This window comes from Pseudoduganella violaceinigra DSM 15887 (genome assembly GCF_000425385.1).
Lineage (GTDB): Bacteria > Pseudomonadota > Gammaproteobacteria > Burkholderiales > Burkholderiaceae_D > Rugamonas > Rugamonas violaceinigra.
The window spans coordinates 113,677-131,983 of record NZ_AUDI01000019.1 but is presented as its reverse complement, the minus strand read 5'-3'; the positions used below and the strand labels follow the sequence as shown (position 1 = coordinate 131,983).

Below are 18,307 nucleotides of genomic sequence, written 5' to 3'. Positions count from 1 at the left end.
ACGACAATGTTATACGTTGGGCGACAATCGTAGCCAATATTGCAACGCAACTTAATATTGCCTTGCATCAATCGGCTTTTACTTTTACGTAACGACCAGGGGCTGCTTCGATTGGTTCGTATTTGGTATTGCCGAGTTTGCTGCGCGCCTTGACCTCCTTGCCGCCGTGCGCCGCCAGGAATTCGGACCATTCGCCCCACCAGCTGCCAGGATGCTCGGTCGCGCCGCTGAACCACTCTTCATGCGAGGCCGGCCTGGCCGCATTGGTCCAATAATTGCGCTTGTTCTTGGCTGCCGGATTAATCACACCGGCGATATGGCCGGACGCCCCGAGGATAAACTTATTCAACTCCGGATTCTTGTTGTTCAGAATCCGGGTCGACAGGTAGGCCGAATTCCACGGCACGATATGGTCCTCGCGCGAGGCGTAGATAAAGGCTGGCGCATGGATCTTCGACAGGTCCACCCGCTCGCCCGCGACAGTCAGCTTGCCCGGCACTTTCAAGCTGTTTTCCAGGTAGGTATTGCGCAGATACCAGCAGAACATCGGGCCCGGCAGGTTGGTCGAATCGGAATTCCAGTACAGCAGGTCGAACGGCGGCGGTTCATTGCCCTTCAGGTAGTTCGACTGCACATAGTTCCACACCAGGTCGTTCGGACGCAGGCTGGAGAAGGTGCTGGCCAGGTCGCGGCCCGGCATCAGGCCGCCGGATTTCAGGGTCTGCTCGCGCAGCTGCACCTGCGGCTCGTCGACGAACACGTTGAGCACCCCGGTATCGCTGAAATCGAGGAAGGTGGTCAGCAAGGTGATGCTGGCCGCTGGCTGTTCGCCGCGCGCCGCCATGACGGCCAGCGCGGTCGACAGCAAGGTGCCGCCCACGCAGAAGCCGAGCACATTCAGCTTTTCCTGCTTGGTGATTTCGCGCGCAATATGGATGGCGTTGATCGTGCCTTTTTCGATGTAATCGTCCCAGGTCGTGCCGGCCAGCGACTGGTCCGGATTGCGCCAGGAGACCAGGAACACGGTATTGCCCTGCTCCACCGCATAGCGCACCAGCGAATTCTCCGGCTGCAGGTCGAGGATGTAGTATTTGTTGATGCAAGGCGGCACCATCAACAGCGGGCGCTCGTGCACACTCTTGGTCAGCGGCGTGTACTGGATCAGCTGGAACAGCTCGTTCTCGTACACCACCTGGCCTTCGGTGGTGGCCAGGTTGCGCCCCACTTCGAAAGCCGTCTCGTCGGACAGGGAAATATGGCCCTTCTTGATATCGCCCAGCAGGTTGGCCAGGCCCTTGGTCAGGCTTTCACCCTTGGTTTCGAGCAGTTTCTGGTGCGCTTCCGGATTGGTGGCCAGGAAGTTGGCGGGCGACATGGCGTCCACCACCTGCTGCACGGCGAAGCGGATTTTCTGTTTCTGCTGCGGGCTTGCGTCAACGGCTTCCGCCATTTGCATGAGGAATTTGCTGTTTAGCAGGTATGATGCCGCATTGAAGGCGGACACCGGGTTGCCCTGCCAGGCTGCGGACGAAAAGCGGCGGTCCTTCAGCGAAGGCGCCTTGCCGGCCAGGAATTCCTGCCACAGCGCACCGAACTCGCCCATGTAATCGTGACGCATCTGCTCCATCGCCTCGGGACGGACGATGGCGCCGGCATCGCGCAACAGCGCGGCGCCAGGCACGGCCTCCATCTCCGGCAGCATCTTGATCCAGGACTGCCACTGGTTCGGATCGCTGATTTGCGCCATCCATGCGTTTGCGAAAGCTTGCGGGTCGGGCATGTTCATGTTTGAGTCCATTCAGATTTTAAAAAGACTGCATATGTTGATTGTTGCTATTGCCTGGCTCTACGTCACAGTGCTGATGGCGTTCACGGAACCAACCGTGGTCGCCGGCATCATGACCTTCCTGCTGTATGGCTTGTTGCCATTAGGAATACTATTTTATCTAACAGGTGGCAAACGCCGCAAACGCAAACGGGCAGCCGAAGCCGCCCGTCGTCATGAACCACCTACTGTTTGATCCAGATCAAACTCGCCTGCCGCCCGGTGACCTTGTCGCGCCGGTAGGAATAGAAGCGGCTGGCGTCCGTGACCGTGCATAAATCCCCGCCGGCCACGTCCCTGACCCCTATTCCGGCCAGCCTCAGGCGGGCCAGCGCGTAAATATCGGCCAGGTATTTGCCCGGCAATCCGGGTCGCGCCTTGAAGGCGGCGCGCACCGCAGCGTCGTCCGGCGCACCTTGCAGGAAGGCCGCCAGCACATCGTCGCCAACCTCGAATTCCTGCGGGCCGATCGCCGGGCCAAGCCAGGCAACGATCTCGTCCCCGCCTGCTTCGGCGCGCATGGCGGCGACGGTCGCCTCCAGCACTCCGCCGGCCAGGCTGCGCCAGCCGGCGTGGGCGGCGCCGACCGCCGTACCAGCGCGGTTGGTCAGCAGCACCGGCAGGCAATCGGCCGTCTGGATGACGCAAACGGCGCCCGGCATAAGGGCAATGCTTGCATCGGCCTGCGGCGCCCTGCCGCGGCCCTGCAGGTCGGCGCGCACCACCGCGGTGCCGTGCACCTGGGACAGCCACGCCGGCTCAGACGGCAAGCGCCCCTTCAGGATCGCCCGGTTGAAGGCCACATTGGCGGGATCGTCGCCGACATGGACACCCAGGTTCAGGCCGCCGCCGGCATTGGCAATCGCCTGCGGGCCGGCGCCATAGGGCTCCGGGCTCACGCCGCCGCGCCGGGTGGTGCAGACAACACCGATATTGGCGGGCGCGCCCGGCCAGTCGGGCAGCAGCCATTGCGCCCCTTGGAAAGTTTGCTGCATTTATTCGTCGTCGAATTCGTCGTCGTAGATATCGTAGTCTTCGTACTCGCCATGCTCGCCGGCGGCGGCGGACAGGACCGACTCGTCCGGCTCCTCGATACCGGCGCGTTCCATCAGCTCGGCGAAGTCATCCGCCAGCGGTACCACCCACTCCATCTGCTCGCCGGTTGACGGATGCACCAGGCCCAGGCGGCGTGCCTGCAACGCCTGGCGCGGGAAGACGCTGGTCATATGCTGCTTGCCATAGACCTGGTCGCCAATCAGCGAGAAGCCCAGGTGCGCCATGTGAACACGGATCTGGTGGGTGCGGCCGGTCTCCAGGCGGCACTGCACCAGGGACACCGGACGGCCGTCCAGGACACCTTCAGCCAGACGCTGGTAATGGGTGATGGCCGGTTTCGAGCCCATGCTGGTGGACACGGCCATCTTCACGCGGTCCTTCTGGTCGCGGCCCATCGAAGCGTCGATGGTTCCGCTCATGCGCGGCGTGCCCCACACGATGCACCAGTAGACGCGCTTGACGCTGCGCGCCTGCAGCTGGCGCACCAGGTCGGTCTGGGTCGGCAGGTCCTTGCCCACCACCATCAGGCCGCTGGTGTCCTTGTCCAGACGGTGCACGATGCCGGCGCGCGGCACGCCGCCCAGCTGGGGCCAGCGGTGCAGCAGGCCGTTCAGCATGGTGCCGGACCAGTTGCCGGCGCCAGGATGCACCACCAGGCCGGCCGGCTTGTTGATCACCAGCAGGTTGTCGTCTTCGAACACCACGTCCAGCGGCACGTCTTCCGGCGCGAAAGCCACGTCCTCCGGCGCCGGCTGCGGCATCACCAGGATCTTTTCATCGCCATACACGGTGGCGCGGATCTTGGCCGGCTTGCCATCGACAGTAATATGGCCTTCTTCAATCCAGGATTGCAGGCGGCCGCGCGAAAACTGTGGCACCAGGCGCGCCACCACCTTGTCCAGGCGTTCGCCACAGACTTCCTTGGTCAGTTCGAGTTCAATCGGGGCGAGCGGGTCGCCCGCCAGTTCACCTTCAAAATCGGCGTCAAAATCGTTATCAGGCAATTGTTCTGCCGAATTCATCTCAGGTTTCAATATCACAGCATTCCCATCGGCTATAATCAGCCAAGTTTAGTATTTTGGTTAACGATTCCTTGCACATCAACATGCAAAAAAAATTATCGGTAGTTGCAGCAACAGTCGTTCTGTTTAGTTTGTCAGCTTGTGGCCTGTTACCAGAACATGTGGACGAGACTCGAGGCTGGTCCGCAAACAAATTATACTCGGAGGCCAAGTCCGAACAGACGAGCGGCAACCATGAACGTGCTGTCCAGCTGTTCGAGCGCCTCGAATCGAGCTACCCGTTCGGCACCTATGCGCAGCAGGCGCAGATGGAAATCGCTTATTCGCACTACAAGGCCAACGACCAGGCCCAGGCCCTGGCGGCCGTGGAGCGCTTCATCAAGCTGCACCCGAACCACCCGAATGTTGACTATATGTACTACCTGCGCGGCCTGGTCAATTTCAACGACTCGGTCGGCCTGCTGAACTTCCTGTATGAGCAGGATCCGGCCGAACGCGACCCGAAAGCCACCCGCGAAGCATTTGCCGCCTTCAAGGCCCTGGTCGAAAAGTTTCCTGAAAGCAAATACACGCCGGACGCCATTGATCGCATGAAGTACCTGATCAATGCAATGGCAAAGTACGAAGTCTACGTGGCGCGCTACTACTACCGCCGCGGCGCCTACCTGGCCGCCATCAACCGGGCCCAGGGCGTGTTGACGGACTACGCGGATTCGCCGTCCATCGAAGAAGCACTGGCCATCATGTACCGCGGCTACGACAAGATGGGCAATTCGACCCTGCGCGACGATACCAAGCGCGTCTTTGTAAAGAACTTCCCTGACAGCAAGATGCTGGACGACGACGGCAGCAAGAAGACGCCCTGGTACCACGTCTGGTAATGCCATGCGCGTCCGCCCGCCGGGCGGGCGCGCCCTCCGTCACGCGGCGATCTTGCGCCGGAATACCCAGGTCGTATCGTTCGACGCATCCGCCTCGAACTTGTATCCATCCCTATCGAACTTTTTCAGCTTTTCCGGGTCGGTGATATCGTTCACCGCCGCATAGCGCGCCAGCATGCCCCGCGCCCGCTTGGCGAAGAAGGAAATGATCTTGTATTTGCCGCCTTTCCAGTCTTCGAACACTGGCGTAATGACCGGCATACGCAATTTCTTCGGCTTGACCGACTTGAAGTACTCGTCCGAGGCCAGGTTTACCAGCACCGGCGAACCTTCCTTGTTGAGCGCTTCGGTAATCATGTCGCCCCAGAACTCGTACAGGTTCTTGCCGCGCGGGTTCTGCAGGCGGGTGCCCATCTCCAGGCGGTGCGGGTGGATCAGGTCCAGCGGCTTCAGCATGCCGTACAGGCCGGACAGGATGCGGATGCGCGATTGCGTGTAATCGAGCTGTTTGGCCGACATCGAGCGCGCATCCAGGCCGTCGTAGACGTCGCCGTTGAAGGTCATCACCGCCTGCCGCGCTTCGCTGGTGTCCTTGCTCCAGGTGGCGTAGCGCGCCACGTTCAGGGTGGACAAGGCATCCGACAGGTCCATCAGCTCGCCCAGCTGGTTGGGCGAAAAGACGCGCAGGCGCTCGATCAGCTGTTCCGAATGATCGAGGAACGCGGGCTGCGTTGCGAGTTGGGTGGTGGGCGGGGTTTCCAGGTCAAGACTTTTTGCAGGCGACAGCACAATCAGCATAAGATTCAAAATTCAAACGAAAAACCCCGACATGATACCTGTTCCACCAAAACGCATCGTCATCGACACCAATGTCTGCCTCGACCTGTTTGTTTTCCAGGACCCGCGCTGGGCATCCCTGCTGGCGGCGATCGAAAGCGGCGCAGTCGAAGCGATCACCCGCGCCGACTGCCGGGCCGAATACCTGTACGTCCTGAACTACCCGCACCTGCCGCTGGACGATAGCTCGCGCCCCGCAAGCGCGGCCCGCTTCGACCAGTACATCAAGGTGGTCCAGCCGCCCGAATCCGGCGTGCGACTGCCGGTATGCACCGACCGCGACGACCAGAAGTTCCTCGAACTGGCGCGCGACGCCCAGGCCGACATCCTGATCACCAAGGACAAGGCCCTGCTCAAACTGGCCAAGCGGTTGGCGAAAGCGGGCATGTTCAAGGTCATGCTGCCGGAAAAATGGAGCCTGGACGCTTGACATTTGCGTTTTCACCTTAGGGCAACACTTGTTTTATTTGGCTGCGCTAGAATGGAAAAAATGTCCACTTTCCAAGCGCAATGAAACAACTGACTTCCCGCCTGCCCCACGTCGGCACCACCATTTTTTCGCGCATGTCGGCATTGGCCGCTCAATATGGCGCAGTCAATCTTGGCCAGGGCTTCCCCGATTTCGCCTGCGACCCGAAACTGGTCGACATGGTCACCGTCGCCATGCGCGAAGGCTTCAACCAGTATCCAACCGGTGTCGGCGCGCTTGAGCTGCGCCAGGCCATCGCCGAAAAAATCGCGCGCATCTACGGCCACCGCTATGACGTCAATACGGAAATCACCGTAACCCCCGGCGCGACGGAAGCCCTGACCACGGCCATCCTGTGCAGCGTCCATCCGGGCGATGAGGTGATCGTCATCGAGCCTGCCTACGACAGCTACCTGCCCGCCATCGAGCTGGCCGGCGGTGTGCCGGTGCTGGTGCAGATGGAAGTGGCGAAGCACGGCGGCTTCAGCGTGCCATGGAGCCGTGTGGAAGCTGCGATCACGCAGAGCACCCGCATGATCATCATCAATACGCCGCACAACCCCACCGGCAGCGTGCTGCGCGCTTCCGACCTGGCAGCGCTGGTCGAAATCGTGCGCGACACCGACATCCTGATCCTGTCGGATGAGGTCTACGAGCATATGGTCTACGATGGCGAGCGCCATGAGTCCATGTGCCGCTATCCGGAGCTGGCGGAACGCTCTTTCATCGTTTCCAGTTTCGGCAAGACTTACCATGTAACGGGCTGGAAAGTGGGCTACGTCGCCGCGCCGGCGGCGCTGACGACCGAATTCCGCAAGGTCCACCAGTACAACGTATTCTCGGTCAACACGCCCATGCAGCACGGTATCGCATCCTATATGCAGGATCCGGTCCCGTATGCCGCCCTGCCCGCTTTCTACCAGCGCAAGCGCGACCTGTTCCGCAAGGGGCTGGCCAACAGCCGCTTCGAACTGCTGCCAGCCGACGGCACCTATTTCCAGTGCGTGCGCTACGACCGGATTTCGAACCAGACCGAAGCCGAATTCGCCGAATGGCTGACGGCGGAAATCAAAGTAGCCGCAATCCCTGTCTCGGCGTTTTACCGCGACGGCAAGGATTCCGGCATTGTGCGCTTCTGCTTTGCCAAGAAAGACGAGACGCTGGCGCTTGCATTGGAGCGACTGGCGCGCGTGTAAAAATTCTGGGGATCACCATGAACCGCTACATGAACAGCCTGCAGGACCTCGGCATGGAAGGTGGCGCGCGGCTCGAACCGCCGCCGTCGGTCCTGCATGAACTGAACCTGGCCAACCGCCGCCTGGAAAAGCTCTTGGGGGATTTGCGCAACGAGCGCAATGCGGACGCCGACTTGCGCAATATCGCCAGGGAAGTGGTGCGCGCGGTCGAGTTGAATCCGGATGTGGCCCTGGCCTGCCTGTTCCTGAACCAGATTGCGGGCACCTATGCGGTGCGCCACTGCATCGAGACCGCCATCGTGGTGGTGCTGGTCGCACGCGGCATGGACAAGGCCTCCGACGAAGTGATTTCCCTGACGGCGGCGGCGCTCACCATGAACGTGGGCATGATACGCCACCATGATAATTTCCAGAGCAAACCCGGCCTGCTCAACAGCGAGGAAATGGCGATCGTGCGGCGCCACCCGGAAGACAGCGCGGAAATGCTGAAATACGCGGGCGTCGAGGACGACGAGTGGCTATCCTGCGTGCTGATGCACCACGAGAACGACGACGGCACCGGCTACCCTTCCGGCATCACACGCGACCAGATCTCGCATAATGCGCGCTTGCTAAGCCTGGCGGACCGCTATTGCGCACGCGTCTCGGCCCGCAACTACCGCTGTTCGATGCTGCCCGACGAGGCGCTCGACAAGCTGCTGCACGATCCAGCGCACCCGGCCGACCCCGAATTGCAGAACCAGTTCCACCGCCAGGTCGGCAGATTCCCTCCCGGTGCCCTGGTCAGGCTGGCCAACGGGGAATTGGGCGTGGTCACCTGCCGCGACAACGGCGACGGCGTGCTGGAAGTGCACTGCATGCGCGATGCGGCCGGCAAGACCTTGCCCGCATCTGTGCATCGCCGCACCAACGAACCCGATTGCGCCATCCACCAAGCCCTTACCGAGGACCAGGCGGAGCTGCGCTTCAGCATGAAGCAGATCTGGGGCGCGCAAGCGGCGCTTTAATTGAGCTGCTGCAGGCGGCGCTCTACGAAAGTCTGCAGTTCCGGCGACAGCCGGCCTGAATCGGCGGCGCGCTGGAATGCGCTTTTCGCTTCCGCGCCGCGCTGCTCGGCCTGCAACGAAATACCCATCCCCATCCACCATACGGCATTGGCCGGCTGCAACCGGAGCGCCGCCTGGTAGTGCTCGACAGCTTCCCCATGGCGATTCGCCCGCTGCAGGATGCCCGCCATCAGCGCCCGGTAATCGGCATTCGATTCTGCGTAAGGCAGGCTGCGTTTCAGGGTATCGAGCGCGTTGCCGCCGTTTTCCAGCTGCATCCGCGCCAGCAGCATCGCCAAATGCACCTGGCGCGGATCGAGGTTGGTGGCGAAAGTCAGGTGACGGATTGCTTCCTGCGTGCGGCCCGCCTCCAACAACAAGCCGATCAGGGTTTGCCTGGCCGCCTCATGGCGCGGATAAAGGTAGACCGCCTGCTCCAGGCTCGCCAGCGCTTCGCTGACACGCGCCTCCTGCAGCTTTACCAGCGCACGCCGATATTCATTCTCGGCCTGCTGCTGCGAGTTCAGGGCCGCTTCCCCCCCCTCCGCGATCACGCTCGCAGCCGGTGCCTTGGGCTGTGGCTTGGCGGGCGAAACGGTGTCGCGCCGGACCTCCTGGCGCCGCTCGGCGCGGGGCTGCGCATCGTTGAGACGCACCACTTCTTCGGCCGCGCGCTGTGCGGCTGCGTGGCGTTCCTCCAACTTGCGCGCCAGCTTTTCCCCGGCGGCCTGGTGCGCCTCGGGCGTTATGTCGCCCGGTACCACAGGCGGTCCTTCGTCGCCCGCCGCTGCGGCCACAGGCCCGCTTTTCCTGATAACAGACGATGCGGGAGCGGCCGCTGTCGCTGCCAGCGGCCGCTGAGCGCCACGGAAATACGTCCATGCCGCGAATCCGCCGCCAACCAGCACCGCCAGCGCAAGAACGCCAGCACCGATGCCCGCCGGCGAAAGACTCCCGCCTGAACGGTTGCCAACCGGCCGCACCATGGACGATGCGGCGCTCCGCTCGCCATCCGCGCCGCGCGCATCCAGATCCTGCAGCATCTTGTTAATCAAGCTCATTTCAGCACCGCCCACGCGACACCGCCCGCGGCCATCAAGGCTACTGCGCCGGCAGCCAGCCAGGGCCAACGCCGTCGTCGGCTGGCAGCGCCGTCCGGCCGCCCGACGGTATCCCGGGCCGCCATCTCGACATGTTTCTTCTCAACCCGCTGCCGTCCCTCGCCATAAGCCAGCATCAGGGATTTATGGGCCACGATATTCACCAGACGCGGAATGCCCTTGCTGGCAGCATACATCCGCTTCACCGCCGCCTGGCTGAAAAGCCGCGCTCCGGTGAAGCCGGCAACGCGCAGCCGGTGCGCCAGATAAAAGTCCAGGTCGTCGCGCGACAACGCGCCCATGTGGTAATGGAACGTGATGCGCTGGGCCAGTTGTCGGATTGACTCCACTTCCAGGTGCCGGTTCAGCTCCGGCTGGCCAAACAAAACGATCTGCAGCAGCTTGCGCTTCTCGGTTTCGAGATTGGTCAACAGGCGCAGGGCTTCCAGGGTCTGCACCGGAATCGCCTGCGCCTCGTCCAGGCACAGGATCACCTGTTTGCCGCTGCCGGCGAGCTCCATCAGCTTCTGTGTGATCGCCTTCAGCATCTGGTGCTGGTCGACATCGCGCTCCAGCGGCACTTCCAGCTCGTCGGCCAGGGCCAGCATCAGCGTCCGCGGCTCGAGGTAGGGATTGGGGATGTAGGCCGTAACAAAGCCCTCGCCCACCGTTGCCAGGAACTTGCGGCACAACAGGGTCTTGCCGGTGCCCACCTCGCCCGTGATCTTGATGAAGCCTTCGCCGCTGCGGGCGGCAACGAGCAGCGTATTCAAGGCTTCCTGCGAATGGGCGCTGGTAAAGAAATACGAGGTGTCGGGAGTAATCCCGAACGGCAGCTCGCGCAGGCCGAAGTGCTGGCGGTACATCAGCGCTCTCCCCTGCGCGCCGGGTCCAGGGCCTTGATGCGGCGCTCGGCATTCACCAGGTCGTCGCTCCAGCTGTCCTCGCCCTCCACGATGGTCGGCTTGATCAGTACCACCAGTTCGCGCTTCTGCAGCACTTCCTGGCGGCTGCTGAACAAGTTGCCGATCACCGGCAGGCCGCCCACGCCGGGAACGCCGGAACGGTCGCTGGTGGTCGCCTGGCGCATCAAGCCGCCGATCGCCACCACCTTGCCGTCCTGGCCGCGCACCAGGCTGTCGAATTCCGACGTGGTGGACGACGCCAGCGGCAGATTCAGGTTGCCCGCACTGCCCAGGTTCACGCTTTTGTTGACCGTCGAGACCTGGCTTACCGACGGATGGACGTGCATCAGGATATTGCCGTGTTCATCGATTTGCGGCGTCACATCCAGCACCACGCCCGAGAAGAACGGCTGCAGCGTCACATTCGGCGATACGGTGCCGTTGCCGGAGGAATTGGTCGTCGTCGTCGTGCTCACGCCGGTGACAAAGAACTCATCGGTGCCGATCTTCAGCACGGCTTTCTGGTTATTGGTGGCCGTGATGCGGGGGCTGGAGAGCACATGCACGGTGCCTTGCGACTCCAGGAAGGAAATCAGGGCCGCGAAATTACTGGTCTGGAAAGCCATGCCGAACAACGTGCCGGCCGCCTCCGCCGCGTTGGAGAGATTGACTCCGCTGTTCGCCGCCAGCCCGCTCACGGTATTGCCGATCGGGTCCACTGTGGCACTGCGCCCGCCGTTGCGGGGCAAGGCGGCCAGGCCCGTGCCAGGCTGCACCACGCCGCCCGAAATCTTATGGTTATTACCGCTGCCAAAGGCCGCCCAGTTAATCCCCGACTGGAAGCCGGAGTTCAATTCCACCTCCAGTATCTTCGCCTCGAGGATCACCTGCCGTTCGACCGACAACTGGGTCGCACGCAGGTAGCGGTCGACCGCGCGCAATTCATCGGGCATGCCGCGCACCACGATCACGCCGGACTGCGGACTGATCACCACCGAGCGGCCGCCTTCCTTGCCGCCCACCAGGGACTCCAGCGCAAGCTTGAGCTCCTTCCAGAAATCGGACTCGGTCCGCGTCATGACGTTGCTGGCATCGCGTACGCGGCCCCCGGAGCCGCTATTGCCTTGGTTATTGCCACTGTCCTGGCCATTATTCTGCTGGTTGTTGCCGCTATTGTTGCCGTTACCGCCGCTATTGCCGCTATTGTTGCCGGCGACATCGGACACCGACGTCGAGCTCACGCGCAAGTTGGACGTTCCCAGGCGCTGCGCCGTCAGGTAATTTACCTGGAACATGCGGGTCTGGACATTCAGCGGACGAATGTAGACGCGGGTGCCTTCAATGCGGTAGTCATAGCCGTACAGCTCACGGACCGCGTCCAGCGCCTCGGCCATGGTCACATCTCGCAGATTGGCGGTGATGTTTCCCGACACTTCGGGATGCACCAGCATGTTGTAGCGCGTACCGGCCGCCAGGGAATTGAAGAACTGCTGCGCCGGCACATTATTGAAGGCGACATTGAAACGCTCTTCCATCACCGTGCGCGCCTGCGGCAGCGCCCCCGCCAGGGAGCTCACCGGCGGCACCAGGGCATTCGCCACCGCATCGGGCTGCGCCGGCGCCGACGTTGCCTGTTTGCTGACGGCCGCCATCTCCTGGTTGATCTTATTGTAGGTATCGCGCGGCGGGTCCATGCTGCATCCCGCCAGCGCTATGGCTACAGAGAGCATGCTTGCCTGCTTGAGGAAGTTTCGCATTGTCGTTCTCACTTCTTGCGGCCGCTTGCCGCAAGGGGAAATAAAATCAGCGTCTCGGTCTTTTTGCCGCGGCGGAGCACTGCGACATTCGCCCCCACTTCCTCCAGCACGGCATCCTGGAATTTTTCGCCCTTACGCACGACTACACCATCGATGACGGCAACCTCGCGCCCCGCATGGCCTTTACCGACCAGGACCGATTGCAAGACCGGCTTATGCGGCCCGCTCGGCACGGAAACAGAACCCGGCGACTGCAGTTGCAGGATTTCCGGCGGCGGCCGAGTGGGGTCGACCAGGCCGACGTGCGATTGTGCGGCCGCCGCCAATGGCGCAGCCAGCAAAGCCGCGGCAATCAGGCGCGCGCTCATAGCGTCATCCATTTTTCGTCCAGCCCCATCGTGTACAGCGTCAATGTCAAGGTGGAGGACGGGTAAGTGCGCGCATCGAGTTGCGCCCGGCCCCAAAACACTTGCTGCGGCGAGCCTTCCAGGGCTTCCATGTAATCGAGCATATCGAGATAGCCGCCTTGCAGCACCACTTCCACGCCATGACGGTACAGCAGTTCCCGCGGCGCAGGCGCGGCCTTCGGGTCGCTGGATCCACCGCCCATGCCGCTGACCGGCAGCGTCCGTAGGGAGAGCAGCTTCAGCTTGCCATTGGAGCGCAGCAACTGCTGCAGCAGCTGGCCCATTTTCTCCGGCGCGACCAGGCCGTGCTGCATGGCGCGCAGCCCTCCCGCCAACGAAGCCGCTTCGCGGTTCATCTCGGCCAACTGCTTCTGCGTGGCGGCATCCGGGTTTTCATTGAACGCAGCCATCTGCGCGGCCACGCTGGCGTTTGCCGCCTCCAGCTGCGCATTCTGCTGCTGGATCTGCTCCGCCAATCCCTTGTTGCGTGCGAAAAGCGGTTCCAGTACGAGCGCATTGATCACAAACAGTACCACCGCCACGGCCGCAATGAACATGGCAATGCGTTCGCGCAGGCTCATGCCATCGATGCGAGCGCTGATTTTTGCCCACTGCGCCTTCATTTCGCCGCCTCCTTCGCCTGCGCGGGCTGCGCCGCAAGCCGGAATTCAACGTAGGGCGTGGACGGAGTCTCTGCACCACCCGCCGCCGCAGTTCCGGCACGCGCCACCGCGCCCGGCCGTGAAATCTCCAGGCTGCCGAAGGTTTTCCCTTGCAGGACGGCTTCGCGGGTCAGCTTCTGGATATACCCGGGCAACAGTTCGGGCTGCAGCGCCCTGCCCTCAAGCCCAACTTCTTTCCCTGCGCCGACAACGTTGACATTGGTGAGCCACACGCCGGGAATGGTCTCGCGCGCAAAGGCGCGGAAATACTCCGAGTAGCCGGCGGTATTGCCTAATTCGCCCCGTTGCAGCACCGACTGCACTTCGCGCAGGGATTTCAGTTCGCCCTGCACCCGCACCACTTCCGCCTCGAGCGCCTTGCTCTTTTGGCGCGGAGGAAACTCCCTGCCCACCTGCGCCAGGCGCGCTTCCGCCGCTGCCAACGCCACCTTGCCGGCCTCCGCATGTTTTTCCAGCTGCGAGGTCTTCACGGCGCCGTAGGCGGCCAGCAGCAAGGCTCCCGCCGCCACCAGGCCAAGGGTCTGCGCCATATGCGAGGTGGTGAAGATCTTCTTCTGCTTGAGGAAGATGGGATTGAACAGGTTGATCTGCTGGCTCACAGCACAAGCTCCTCGTGGCGCAGGGCCGCGCCCAGCGTCAGGAAATGCCGCACCTGCTGTTCCAGGGAATTCAGTCCCGGCGCCTCGGACAGGTCGAATACCTCGTCCAGCCCGAAAGGTTCAACCGGCATATACACCTGGGCGGACAGGAAATCCTGCAGCGAAGAGACGCCGGTCGGCGCCAGCATCAGGCGCGATACCGAGATGAAGTGGTATTGGCGGTCAAAGTGATCCAGTGAACGCTGCAATTCCAGCGCGATCTTGTCGAAGGCCGCATGGCGGCGCTCGACGTCATGCTCTTGCAGCATCTCCAGCGTCACATCGAGATGGCGCGCCAGGTACAGCTCCTTGTTGAAGCTCACCGTCAACAGGCCGCCCGACGCATCGAAAGACAGCATGGCAAGACCGCGTCCTTCCGGCTCCATGAGCGCGGAGATATTCCGCTGCGCCATTTCGGGAATATCGATCACAGAGAGAGGAACCTGGGCCTCGGCAAACATATCCTGGCGCGACTGGATCAGGCTATTGCGCGCTGCGATGGCGAACATCGAATGCGTGCGGTTGCCGCCACTCTTGTCGACCGGGACGTCCAGCACATCGATCGTGGCATCGTCGACATGGAAATCCAGCATGTCCTTCAGGCGCCAGCGCACGGCCGTCTTCAACTCGTCCTGCGGCACATTGGGCGCCTCCACCTGCAGCAGCTGGTATTCGCCGCCGGCCAGCAGGGTCGAGCCCACATAGTTATTGGCCTGCGCATCGCGTGCCGCGCGCGACAAGGCGTCGGCCGACAGGCTCGGTGCGGCGGGATGGAATGCTGCAAGTTTGACGATTGGTTTGGCGGCAGGCTGCCGCTCGACGCGTGCCACACAGATGCCATCTGCGTGGAATGACGTCACAAGGATGCCTTCTTTTTTTCTTGTCTTAGAGAAGAAACGCATGCCGCCAATCTAGAAAGAAAACGTTACGCGAGCTTCGCGACGTAGACGATTGATTATATTCAAGATTACATTACACTTTTACCAAATTTTCACCAATTATCAATTTATTTTTCCTGTGGTGTTACGGTCTTGACACATTCTGTTGCCACATGGTCTGATTGCTTATGATTTTCCGCGCGATCATCGCCATTTTCCTGTGGTGCGCAGCGACGTTGGCGCATGCGCAGAGCTACACGTGGCCAGCAGACCTGACCGGCGCCGATTTCAATTGCACCCTCGCTTCCGCTGGCCAATACAACTGCCCGGCCATGGATTTTTCCAAGGACGCATACATCGTCATCGCGGCCCCGATCACCGTGCACGTCAATGGCGATTTTTCGGCTGCAAAAAACTTCATCATCCCGCAGGGCAAAGCCTTGCTGCTTGACGTCAAAGGCAAGGTGACCTTTGCGAAAGACATGAACGGCTATCTGGACATCATATCTACAGGCAGCATGAAATTCGGTATGAACACCATCCTTTATGGCGACCTGAATTCGGGCGACGACATCAGCATCGACAAAAACTCCCTAATCGACGGCGATGTCTTTACCAAGAACGACCTCACGGTAGACAAAAACAGCAGTATCACCGGCGATTGCTCCTACACGACCACCAACTACAACTGTCATAAGGTCACGCCGCCCTCATCGTTAGACCATTTCCTGGTCGAACATGCGGGCACGGGCCTGACCTGTGCGCCCTCCCAAATTACAGTCTGGGCATGCGGAAGCGCGGCCAGCGGCGGCACTTGCCCGACAACGACGTCCGGTGCAAACGGAACGCTACAGGTCAAGAATGCCGCTGGCGCGGTCATCGCAAGCTATGCCATTACGATCCCTTCTGGGCAGACATCGACTACAATCGCCGTTCCATACAGCGGCACCAAGAGCATCACGCTGGGCACCGACGTTGCCGGCACGGCATGCTGGAACGGTGCGACGGCCAGTTGCCAGCATGTCTACAACGATTCAGGCTTCGATTTCAATGTGCCCGATCACGTTGCAGCGGTAAAGCAGACTGTTACCGTTTCGGCCATCAAGCTTGCGGGGTCGAATTCCTGCGCCCCGGCATTCTCCGGCGCCAAAACTGTCGCACTCACCTGCACGTACGTCGATCCATCAAGCGCCGCCCCCGGAAACACCCGTAGTGTCCTGGTCGAAAGCAATGGCGTAAGCAAGTCGTTGACCTGCAACAGCGGCAACGCGCAAGCGCTCGACCTGGCTTTCGACAGCAGCGCCAAGGCGCAGATCGGCGTGACCTATCCTGATGCAGGCAAGATCCAGCTCTCCGCCCAATATGCCACGGCATCCATGCAAGGTAGTGACTCGTTCACCGCCTATCCGGCTAGTTTCCAGGTCAACTGGCCGACGCCGCATGCGGCAACAATCGCTGCGGGTGCCCCGTTCAATGCCAGGGTCGTGGCAATAAATGGTGCTGCCAGCCCGGCGGCCACGCCGAATTTTGGCCGGGAATCGACGCCTGCGCACGTGGACCTTTCGTTCATCAAATGTAAGCCGGTCGACGGGGACAGCGGTCTCTTCTCCGGGACACTAGGCGCCTTCAGCGGCGGCTCCGCCGATTCGGCCGACAGTACATGGGATGAAGCCGGAACTGGCGACATCGTGGCAACCAGCGCCAATTATCTTGCCACTGGACGTACGATCACCGGCAGCAGCAATGTAGCGGGCAGTGGTTGCACCGGCGCGTTCGGCCGCTTCCGCCCACACCATTTCACCACCGTGCTGGAACCTGCCGCCACCTGGGCCTATTCCGGCCAGCCCTTCGGCGTCAAGGTGAACGCATTGAACGCGGCCGGTTCCCCCACACAAAACTACTACGTCAAAGGCGGCGATCTCTTTTCGCGCGACGTTAGCTTCACGGCATGGAGCGATGCGCCTGCAGGCACCGCAAATCCCGGCCCGGGATCAATGACCACTGACACGCTGCTGGCAGGCGCCTTCACGCTTGCGGGCGAAGGCACGGCCAACGGAAGCCCACGCTACACCTTCGCTACGCCGCTCACCAAGCCGACCAAAATAGTCGTTCGCGCCACCGACGCGGACGGTACAAGTTCATCAGGATTCAGCGAAGCGAAGATCGAAATCCGCAGTGGGCGCATCCGGATCAGCAACTCTTTTGGCAGCCGTGGCCGGGATCTCGATGTCCCGATAAGGGCCGAATACTATTCGGGTAATTCATGGCTGCTTCACCTTGCAGACGATACGACGGTATTGCCGCCTGGTGCGTTTGCACTGTCCCCACCCGCCCTGATGACGGGTGTTTCCGTTTCGCTCGGCGCCAGCATCAAAGCAGGACGCGGCAGTATCCGCCTGAGCAAGCCAAGCAATGCCGCCAACGACAAGAATGGCTCGGGGACAATCGACGTTGCCGCCAACCTCGGTGCCACCACCGCCGACAATTCCTGCCTGGTGGCGCCGCGCCCGGCAAGTACGGGCGCCAACCAGTCCTGGCTGCGGTCACTGTATGGTTCATGCAACGCCAACTGGACCCAGGACCCATCAGCCCGCGCCACATTCGGCGCGACCAATCCTGAAAACCGCTCGACGATCTATGGCCGCGAGGTGTTCAATTGAAGCGCCGCGCGCCAGGCTTCACCATCGTCGAACTGGTGACGATCATGGTGGTGATCGGCATCCTGGCGGCAATCGCCGTGCCGCGCATCGGCCAGCTAGATGCATTCACATCCTCAGCCTACCGCAATGAAGTGCTGAGCGCCCTGCACCACGCACAGAAAAGCGCCGTGAGCCACCGCCGCCTGGTCTGTGCAACTGTCAACGCCCAGAATGTGCAGCTGCAGATTGCGCTGAGCCCCGGCGACCAGGCTTGCGGCGCCAATGCGCGCACATTTTCGAGTCCTGACGGCTCGCCATACTCAAGCCACGGCACAGAACGCGCGCAAAACGGACCATTGGTCGGTGTACCGATATTCTTCCAGCCGTCCGGCGAAATTACGATGAATGGTGCAGGAACTGTATATGCGACAGGCCTGATCAGTATCACCGGCCAGCCCGATGTCGGTATCGACGGGAGTACCGGCCATGTGGAATAAGCGCCGGCGCGGCTTCACTTTGGTGGAAATGATCATCGCCATGGTGATCATCAGCGTCGGCCTCGCGGGCGTACTCAGCGTACTTTCGCGTACCGCAGTCACGAGCACGGACCCGATGATCGCCAAGCAAATGACCGCCATCGCGGACGGCATGATGGAAGAAATCCAGCTCAAGCCTTTCCTGGCAGGCCCGGGCGGGCTGCCCGCAAACGGCTGCAACAGGAGTAGCTTCGACGACGTCGACGACTATAACGGCTACGGCGGCGCAAGCGGCATCCCCGTTTGCAATATCGACGGTTCGCCTGGACCTGCCGGATACACCGTCCGCGTGCAGGTCGTGAATGGCGCCGGCGGCATCCTGAGCGGCGGCATTCCAGCAAGCGATACACGGCAGATCACGGTCACCGTCCAGAACGGCGGAAACAGCTACCAGCTTGTCGGCTGGCGCAGCAATTTCGGCGGAGCTTAAGC

Annotated in this window: 19 protein-coding genes; 8 read left to right on the top strand and 11 right to left on the bottom strand. The window is 61.7% G+C overall.

Features of this window, described 5'->3' with window-relative positions:
* Positions 1–67: 67 nt before the first annotated feature.
* Positions 68–1,786, bottom strand: coding sequence for a class I poly(R)-hydroxyalkanoic acid synthase (gene phaC, locus H597_RS0112780; RefSeq protein WP_028102493.1), 1,719 nt, complete (start codon positions 1,784–1,786; stop codon positions 68–70).
* On the opposite strand from phaC, the gene H597_RS0112775 reads away from it, so the two are divergent.
* Positions 1,785–2,021 (top strand): hypothetical protein, encoded by a 237-nt coding sequence (locus H597_RS0112775; protein ID WP_307579681.1) that lies wholly within the window; start codon positions 1,785–1,787, stop codon positions 2,019–2,021. The two genes, phaC and H597_RS0112775, sit on opposite strands and share 2 nt — an antisense overlap.
* Here the strand turns inward: H597_RS0112775 and pgeF are convergent.
* On the bottom strand, positions 2,011–2,820 hold the full coding sequence (gene pgeF, locus H597_RS0112770) for a peptidoglycan editing factor PgeF (protein ID WP_028102491.1): 810 nt from the start codon (positions 2,818–2,820) through the stop codon (positions 2,011–2,013). The genes H597_RS0112775 and pgeF overlap by 11 nt on opposite strands.
* A complete protein-coding gene (locus H597_RS30740) occupies positions 2,821–3,903 on the bottom strand; it encodes an RluA family pseudouridine synthase (protein ID WP_035374050.1) in 1,083 nt (360 codons plus the stop codon).
* 83 nt (positions 3,904–3,986) lie between these two features.
* Between H597_RS30740 and H597_RS0112760 the strand changes: the two genes are divergently transcribed.
* A complete protein-coding gene (locus H597_RS0112760; RefSeq protein ID WP_028102490.1) occupies positions 3,987–4,784 on the top strand; it encodes an outer membrane protein assembly factor BamD in 798 nt (265 codons plus the stop codon).
* A gap of 39 nt (positions 4,785–4,823) precedes the next feature.
* On the opposite strand, the gene yaaA is transcribed toward H597_RS0112760, so the two are convergent.
* Complete coding sequence (gene yaaA, locus H597_RS0112755; RefSeq protein ID WP_028102489.1) at positions 4,824–5,582, bottom strand: peroxide stress protein YaaA; 759 nt, start codon at positions 5,580–5,582, stop codon at positions 4,824–4,826.
* Positions 5,583–5,613: 31 nt separating this feature from the next.
* Between yaaA and H597_RS0112750 the strand changes: the two genes are divergently transcribed.
* From H597_RS0112750 to H597_RS0112740, 3 genes are all read left to right on the top strand, one after another.
* Positions 5,614–6,051, top strand: a complete 438-nt coding sequence (locus H597_RS0112750) for a putative toxin-antitoxin system toxin component, PIN family (protein WP_028102488.1) — start codon at positions 5,614–5,616, stop codon at positions 6,049–6,051.
* 80 nt (positions 6,052–6,131) lie between these two features.
* Positions 6,132–7,286: a pyridoxal phosphate-dependent aminotransferase gene (locus tag H597_RS0112745; protein ID WP_028102487.1), complete on the top strand. Its 1,155-nt coding sequence runs from the start codon at positions 6,132–6,134 to the stop codon at positions 7,284–7,286.
* 17 nt (positions 7,287–7,303) lie between these two features.
* The gene (locus H597_RS0112740; protein ID WP_051293749.1) at positions 7,304–8,293 is read left to right on the top strand and encodes an HD-GYP domain-containing protein; all 990 of its coding nucleotides are present in this window, start codon (positions 7,304–7,306) and stop codon (positions 8,291–8,293) included.
* On the opposite strand, the gene H597_RS0112735 is transcribed toward H597_RS0112740, so the two are convergent.
* From H597_RS0112735 to H597_RS0112705, 7 genes are read right to left on the bottom strand one after another with little or no spacing between them, the layout of a single operon-like run.
* The gene (locus tag H597_RS0112735) at positions 8,290–9,393 is read right to left on the bottom strand and encodes a tetratricopeptide repeat protein (protein WP_028102485.1); all 1,104 of its coding nucleotides are present in this window, start codon (positions 9,391–9,393) and stop codon (positions 8,290–8,292) included. The two genes, H597_RS0112740 and H597_RS0112735, sit on opposite strands and share 4 nt — an antisense overlap.
* Positions 9,390–10,298, bottom strand: coding sequence for an ExeA family protein (locus H597_RS0112730; RefSeq protein WP_028102484.1), 909 nt, complete (start codon positions 10,296–10,298; stop codon positions 9,390–9,392). Before H597_RS0112730 ends, H597_RS0112735 begins: the two co-directional genes overlap by 4 nt.
* On the bottom strand, positions 10,298–12,067 hold the full coding sequence (mshL, locus tag H597_RS0112725; RefSeq protein ID WP_083941069.1) for a pilus (MSHA type) biogenesis protein MshL: 1,770 nt from the start codon (positions 12,065–12,067) through the stop codon (positions 10,298–10,300). Before mshL ends, H597_RS0112730 begins: the two co-directional genes overlap by 1 nt.
* A gap of 35 nt (positions 12,068–12,102) precedes the next feature.
* Positions 12,103–12,462 carry a hypothetical protein gene (locus H597_RS0112720; RefSeq protein ID WP_051293747.1) on the bottom strand — a complete coding sequence of 120 codons (360 nt, stop codon included), beginning with the start codon at positions 12,460–12,462 and terminating at the stop codon, positions 12,103–12,105.
* Positions 12,459–13,124, bottom strand: a complete 666-nt coding sequence (locus H597_RS0112715) for a type II secretion system protein M (RefSeq protein WP_028102481.1) — start codon at positions 13,122–13,124, stop codon at positions 12,459–12,461. Before H597_RS0112715 ends, H597_RS0112720 begins: the two co-directional genes overlap by 4 nt.
* Positions 13,121–13,783, bottom strand: a complete 663-nt coding sequence (locus H597_RS0112710; RefSeq protein WP_028102480.1) for a hypothetical protein — start codon at positions 13,781–13,783, stop codon at positions 13,121–13,123. The genes H597_RS0112715 and H597_RS0112710 overlap by 4 nt, the downstream gene beginning before the upstream one ends.
* Positions 13,780–14,682, bottom strand: a complete 903-nt coding sequence (locus H597_RS0112705) for a type IV pilus biogenesis protein PilM (protein ID WP_307579671.1) — start codon at positions 14,680–14,682, stop codon at positions 13,780–13,782. Before H597_RS0112705 ends, H597_RS0112710 begins: the two co-directional genes overlap by 4 nt.
* Positions 14,683–14,888: 206 nt before the next feature.
* Between H597_RS0112705 and H597_RS0112700 the strand changes: the two genes are divergently transcribed.
* The 3 genes from H597_RS0112700 to H597_RS0112690 are packed head-to-tail and all read left to right on the top strand — an operon-like array spanning position 14,889 to position 18,305.
* Positions 14,889–17,360, top strand: coding sequence for a DUF6701 domain-containing protein (locus H597_RS0112700; RefSeq protein ID WP_028102478.1), 2,472 nt, complete (start codon positions 14,889–14,891; stop codon positions 17,358–17,360).
* Positions 17,357–17,836: a pilus assembly FimT family protein gene (locus H597_RS33270; protein ID WP_051293746.1), complete on the top strand. Its 480-nt coding sequence runs from the start codon at positions 17,357–17,359 to the stop codon at positions 17,834–17,836. The genes H597_RS0112700 and H597_RS33270 overlap by 4 nt, the downstream gene beginning before the upstream one ends.
* On the top strand, positions 17,826–18,305 hold the full coding sequence (locus H597_RS0112690) for a prepilin-type N-terminal cleavage/methylation domain-containing protein (RefSeq protein ID WP_028102477.1): 480 nt from the start codon (positions 17,826–17,828) through the stop codon (positions 18,303–18,305). The genes H597_RS33270 and H597_RS0112690 overlap by 11 nt, the downstream gene beginning before the upstream one ends.
* Positions 18,306–18,307 lie beyond the last annotated feature (2 nt).

What these genes read in the sequence shown, in the direction of transcription:
- H597_RS0112775 (WP_307579681.1), top strand. Translation starts at nt 1,785, where the DNA reads ATGTTTGAGTCCATTCAGATTTTAAAAAGACTGCATATGTTGATTGTT.
- phaC (WP_028102493.1), bottom strand. Translation starts at nt 1,786, where the DNA reads ATGAACATGCCCGACCCGCAAGCTTTCGCAAACGCATGGATGGCGCAA.
- pgeF (WP_028102491.1), bottom strand. Translation starts at nt 2,820, where the DNA reads ATGCAGCAAACTTTCCAAGGGGCGCAATGGCTGCTGCCCGACTGGCCG.
- H597_RS30740 (WP_035374050.1), bottom strand. Translation starts at nt 3,903, where the DNA reads ATGAATTCGGCAGAACAATTGCCTGATAACGATTTTGACGCCGATTTT.
- H597_RS0112760 (WP_028102490.1), top strand. Translation starts at nt 3,987, where the DNA reads ATGCAAAAAAAATTATCGGTAGTTGCAGCAACAGTCGTTCTGTTTAGT.
- yaaA (WP_028102489.1), bottom strand. Translation starts at nt 5,582, where the DNA reads ATGCTGATTGTGCTGTCGCCTGCAAAAAGTCTTGACCTGGAAACCCCG.
- H597_RS0112750 (WP_028102488.1), top strand. Translation starts at nt 5,614, where the DNA reads ATGATACCTGTTCCACCAAAACGCATCGTCATCGACACCAATGTCTGC.
- H597_RS0112745 (WP_028102487.1), top strand. Translation starts at nt 6,132, where the DNA reads ATGAAACAACTGACTTCCCGCCTGCCCCACGTCGGCACCACCATTTTT.
- H597_RS0112740 (WP_051293749.1), top strand. Translation starts at nt 7,304, where the DNA reads ATGAACCGCTACATGAACAGCCTGCAGGACCTCGGCATGGAAGGTGGC.
- H597_RS0112735 (WP_028102485.1), bottom strand. Translation starts at nt 9,393, where the DNA reads ATGAGCTTGATTAACAAGATGCTGCAGGATCTGGATGCGCGCGGCGCG.
- H597_RS0112730 (WP_028102484.1), bottom strand. Translation starts at nt 10,298, where the DNA reads ATGTACCGCCAGCACTTCGGCCTGCGCGAGCTGCCGTTCGGGATTACT.
- mshL (WP_083941069.1), bottom strand. Translation starts at nt 12,067, where the DNA reads ATGCTCTCTGTAGCCATAGCGCTGGCGGGATGCAGCATGGACCCGCCG.
- H597_RS0112720 (WP_051293747.1), bottom strand. Translation starts at nt 12,462, where the DNA reads ATGAGCGCGCGCCTGATTGCCGCGGCTTTGCTGGCTGCGCCATTGGCG.
- H597_RS0112715 (WP_028102481.1), bottom strand. Translation starts at nt 13,124, where the DNA reads ATGAAGGCGCAGTGGGCAAAAATCAGCGCTCGCATCGATGGCATGAGC.
- H597_RS0112700 (WP_028102478.1), top strand. Translation starts at nt 14,889, where the DNA reads ATGATTTTCCGCGCGATCATCGCCATTTTCCTGTGGTGCGCAGCGACG.
- H597_RS0112690 (WP_028102477.1), top strand. Translation starts at nt 17,826, where the DNA reads ATGTGGAATAAGCGCCGGCGCGGCTTCACTTTGGTGGAAATGATCATC.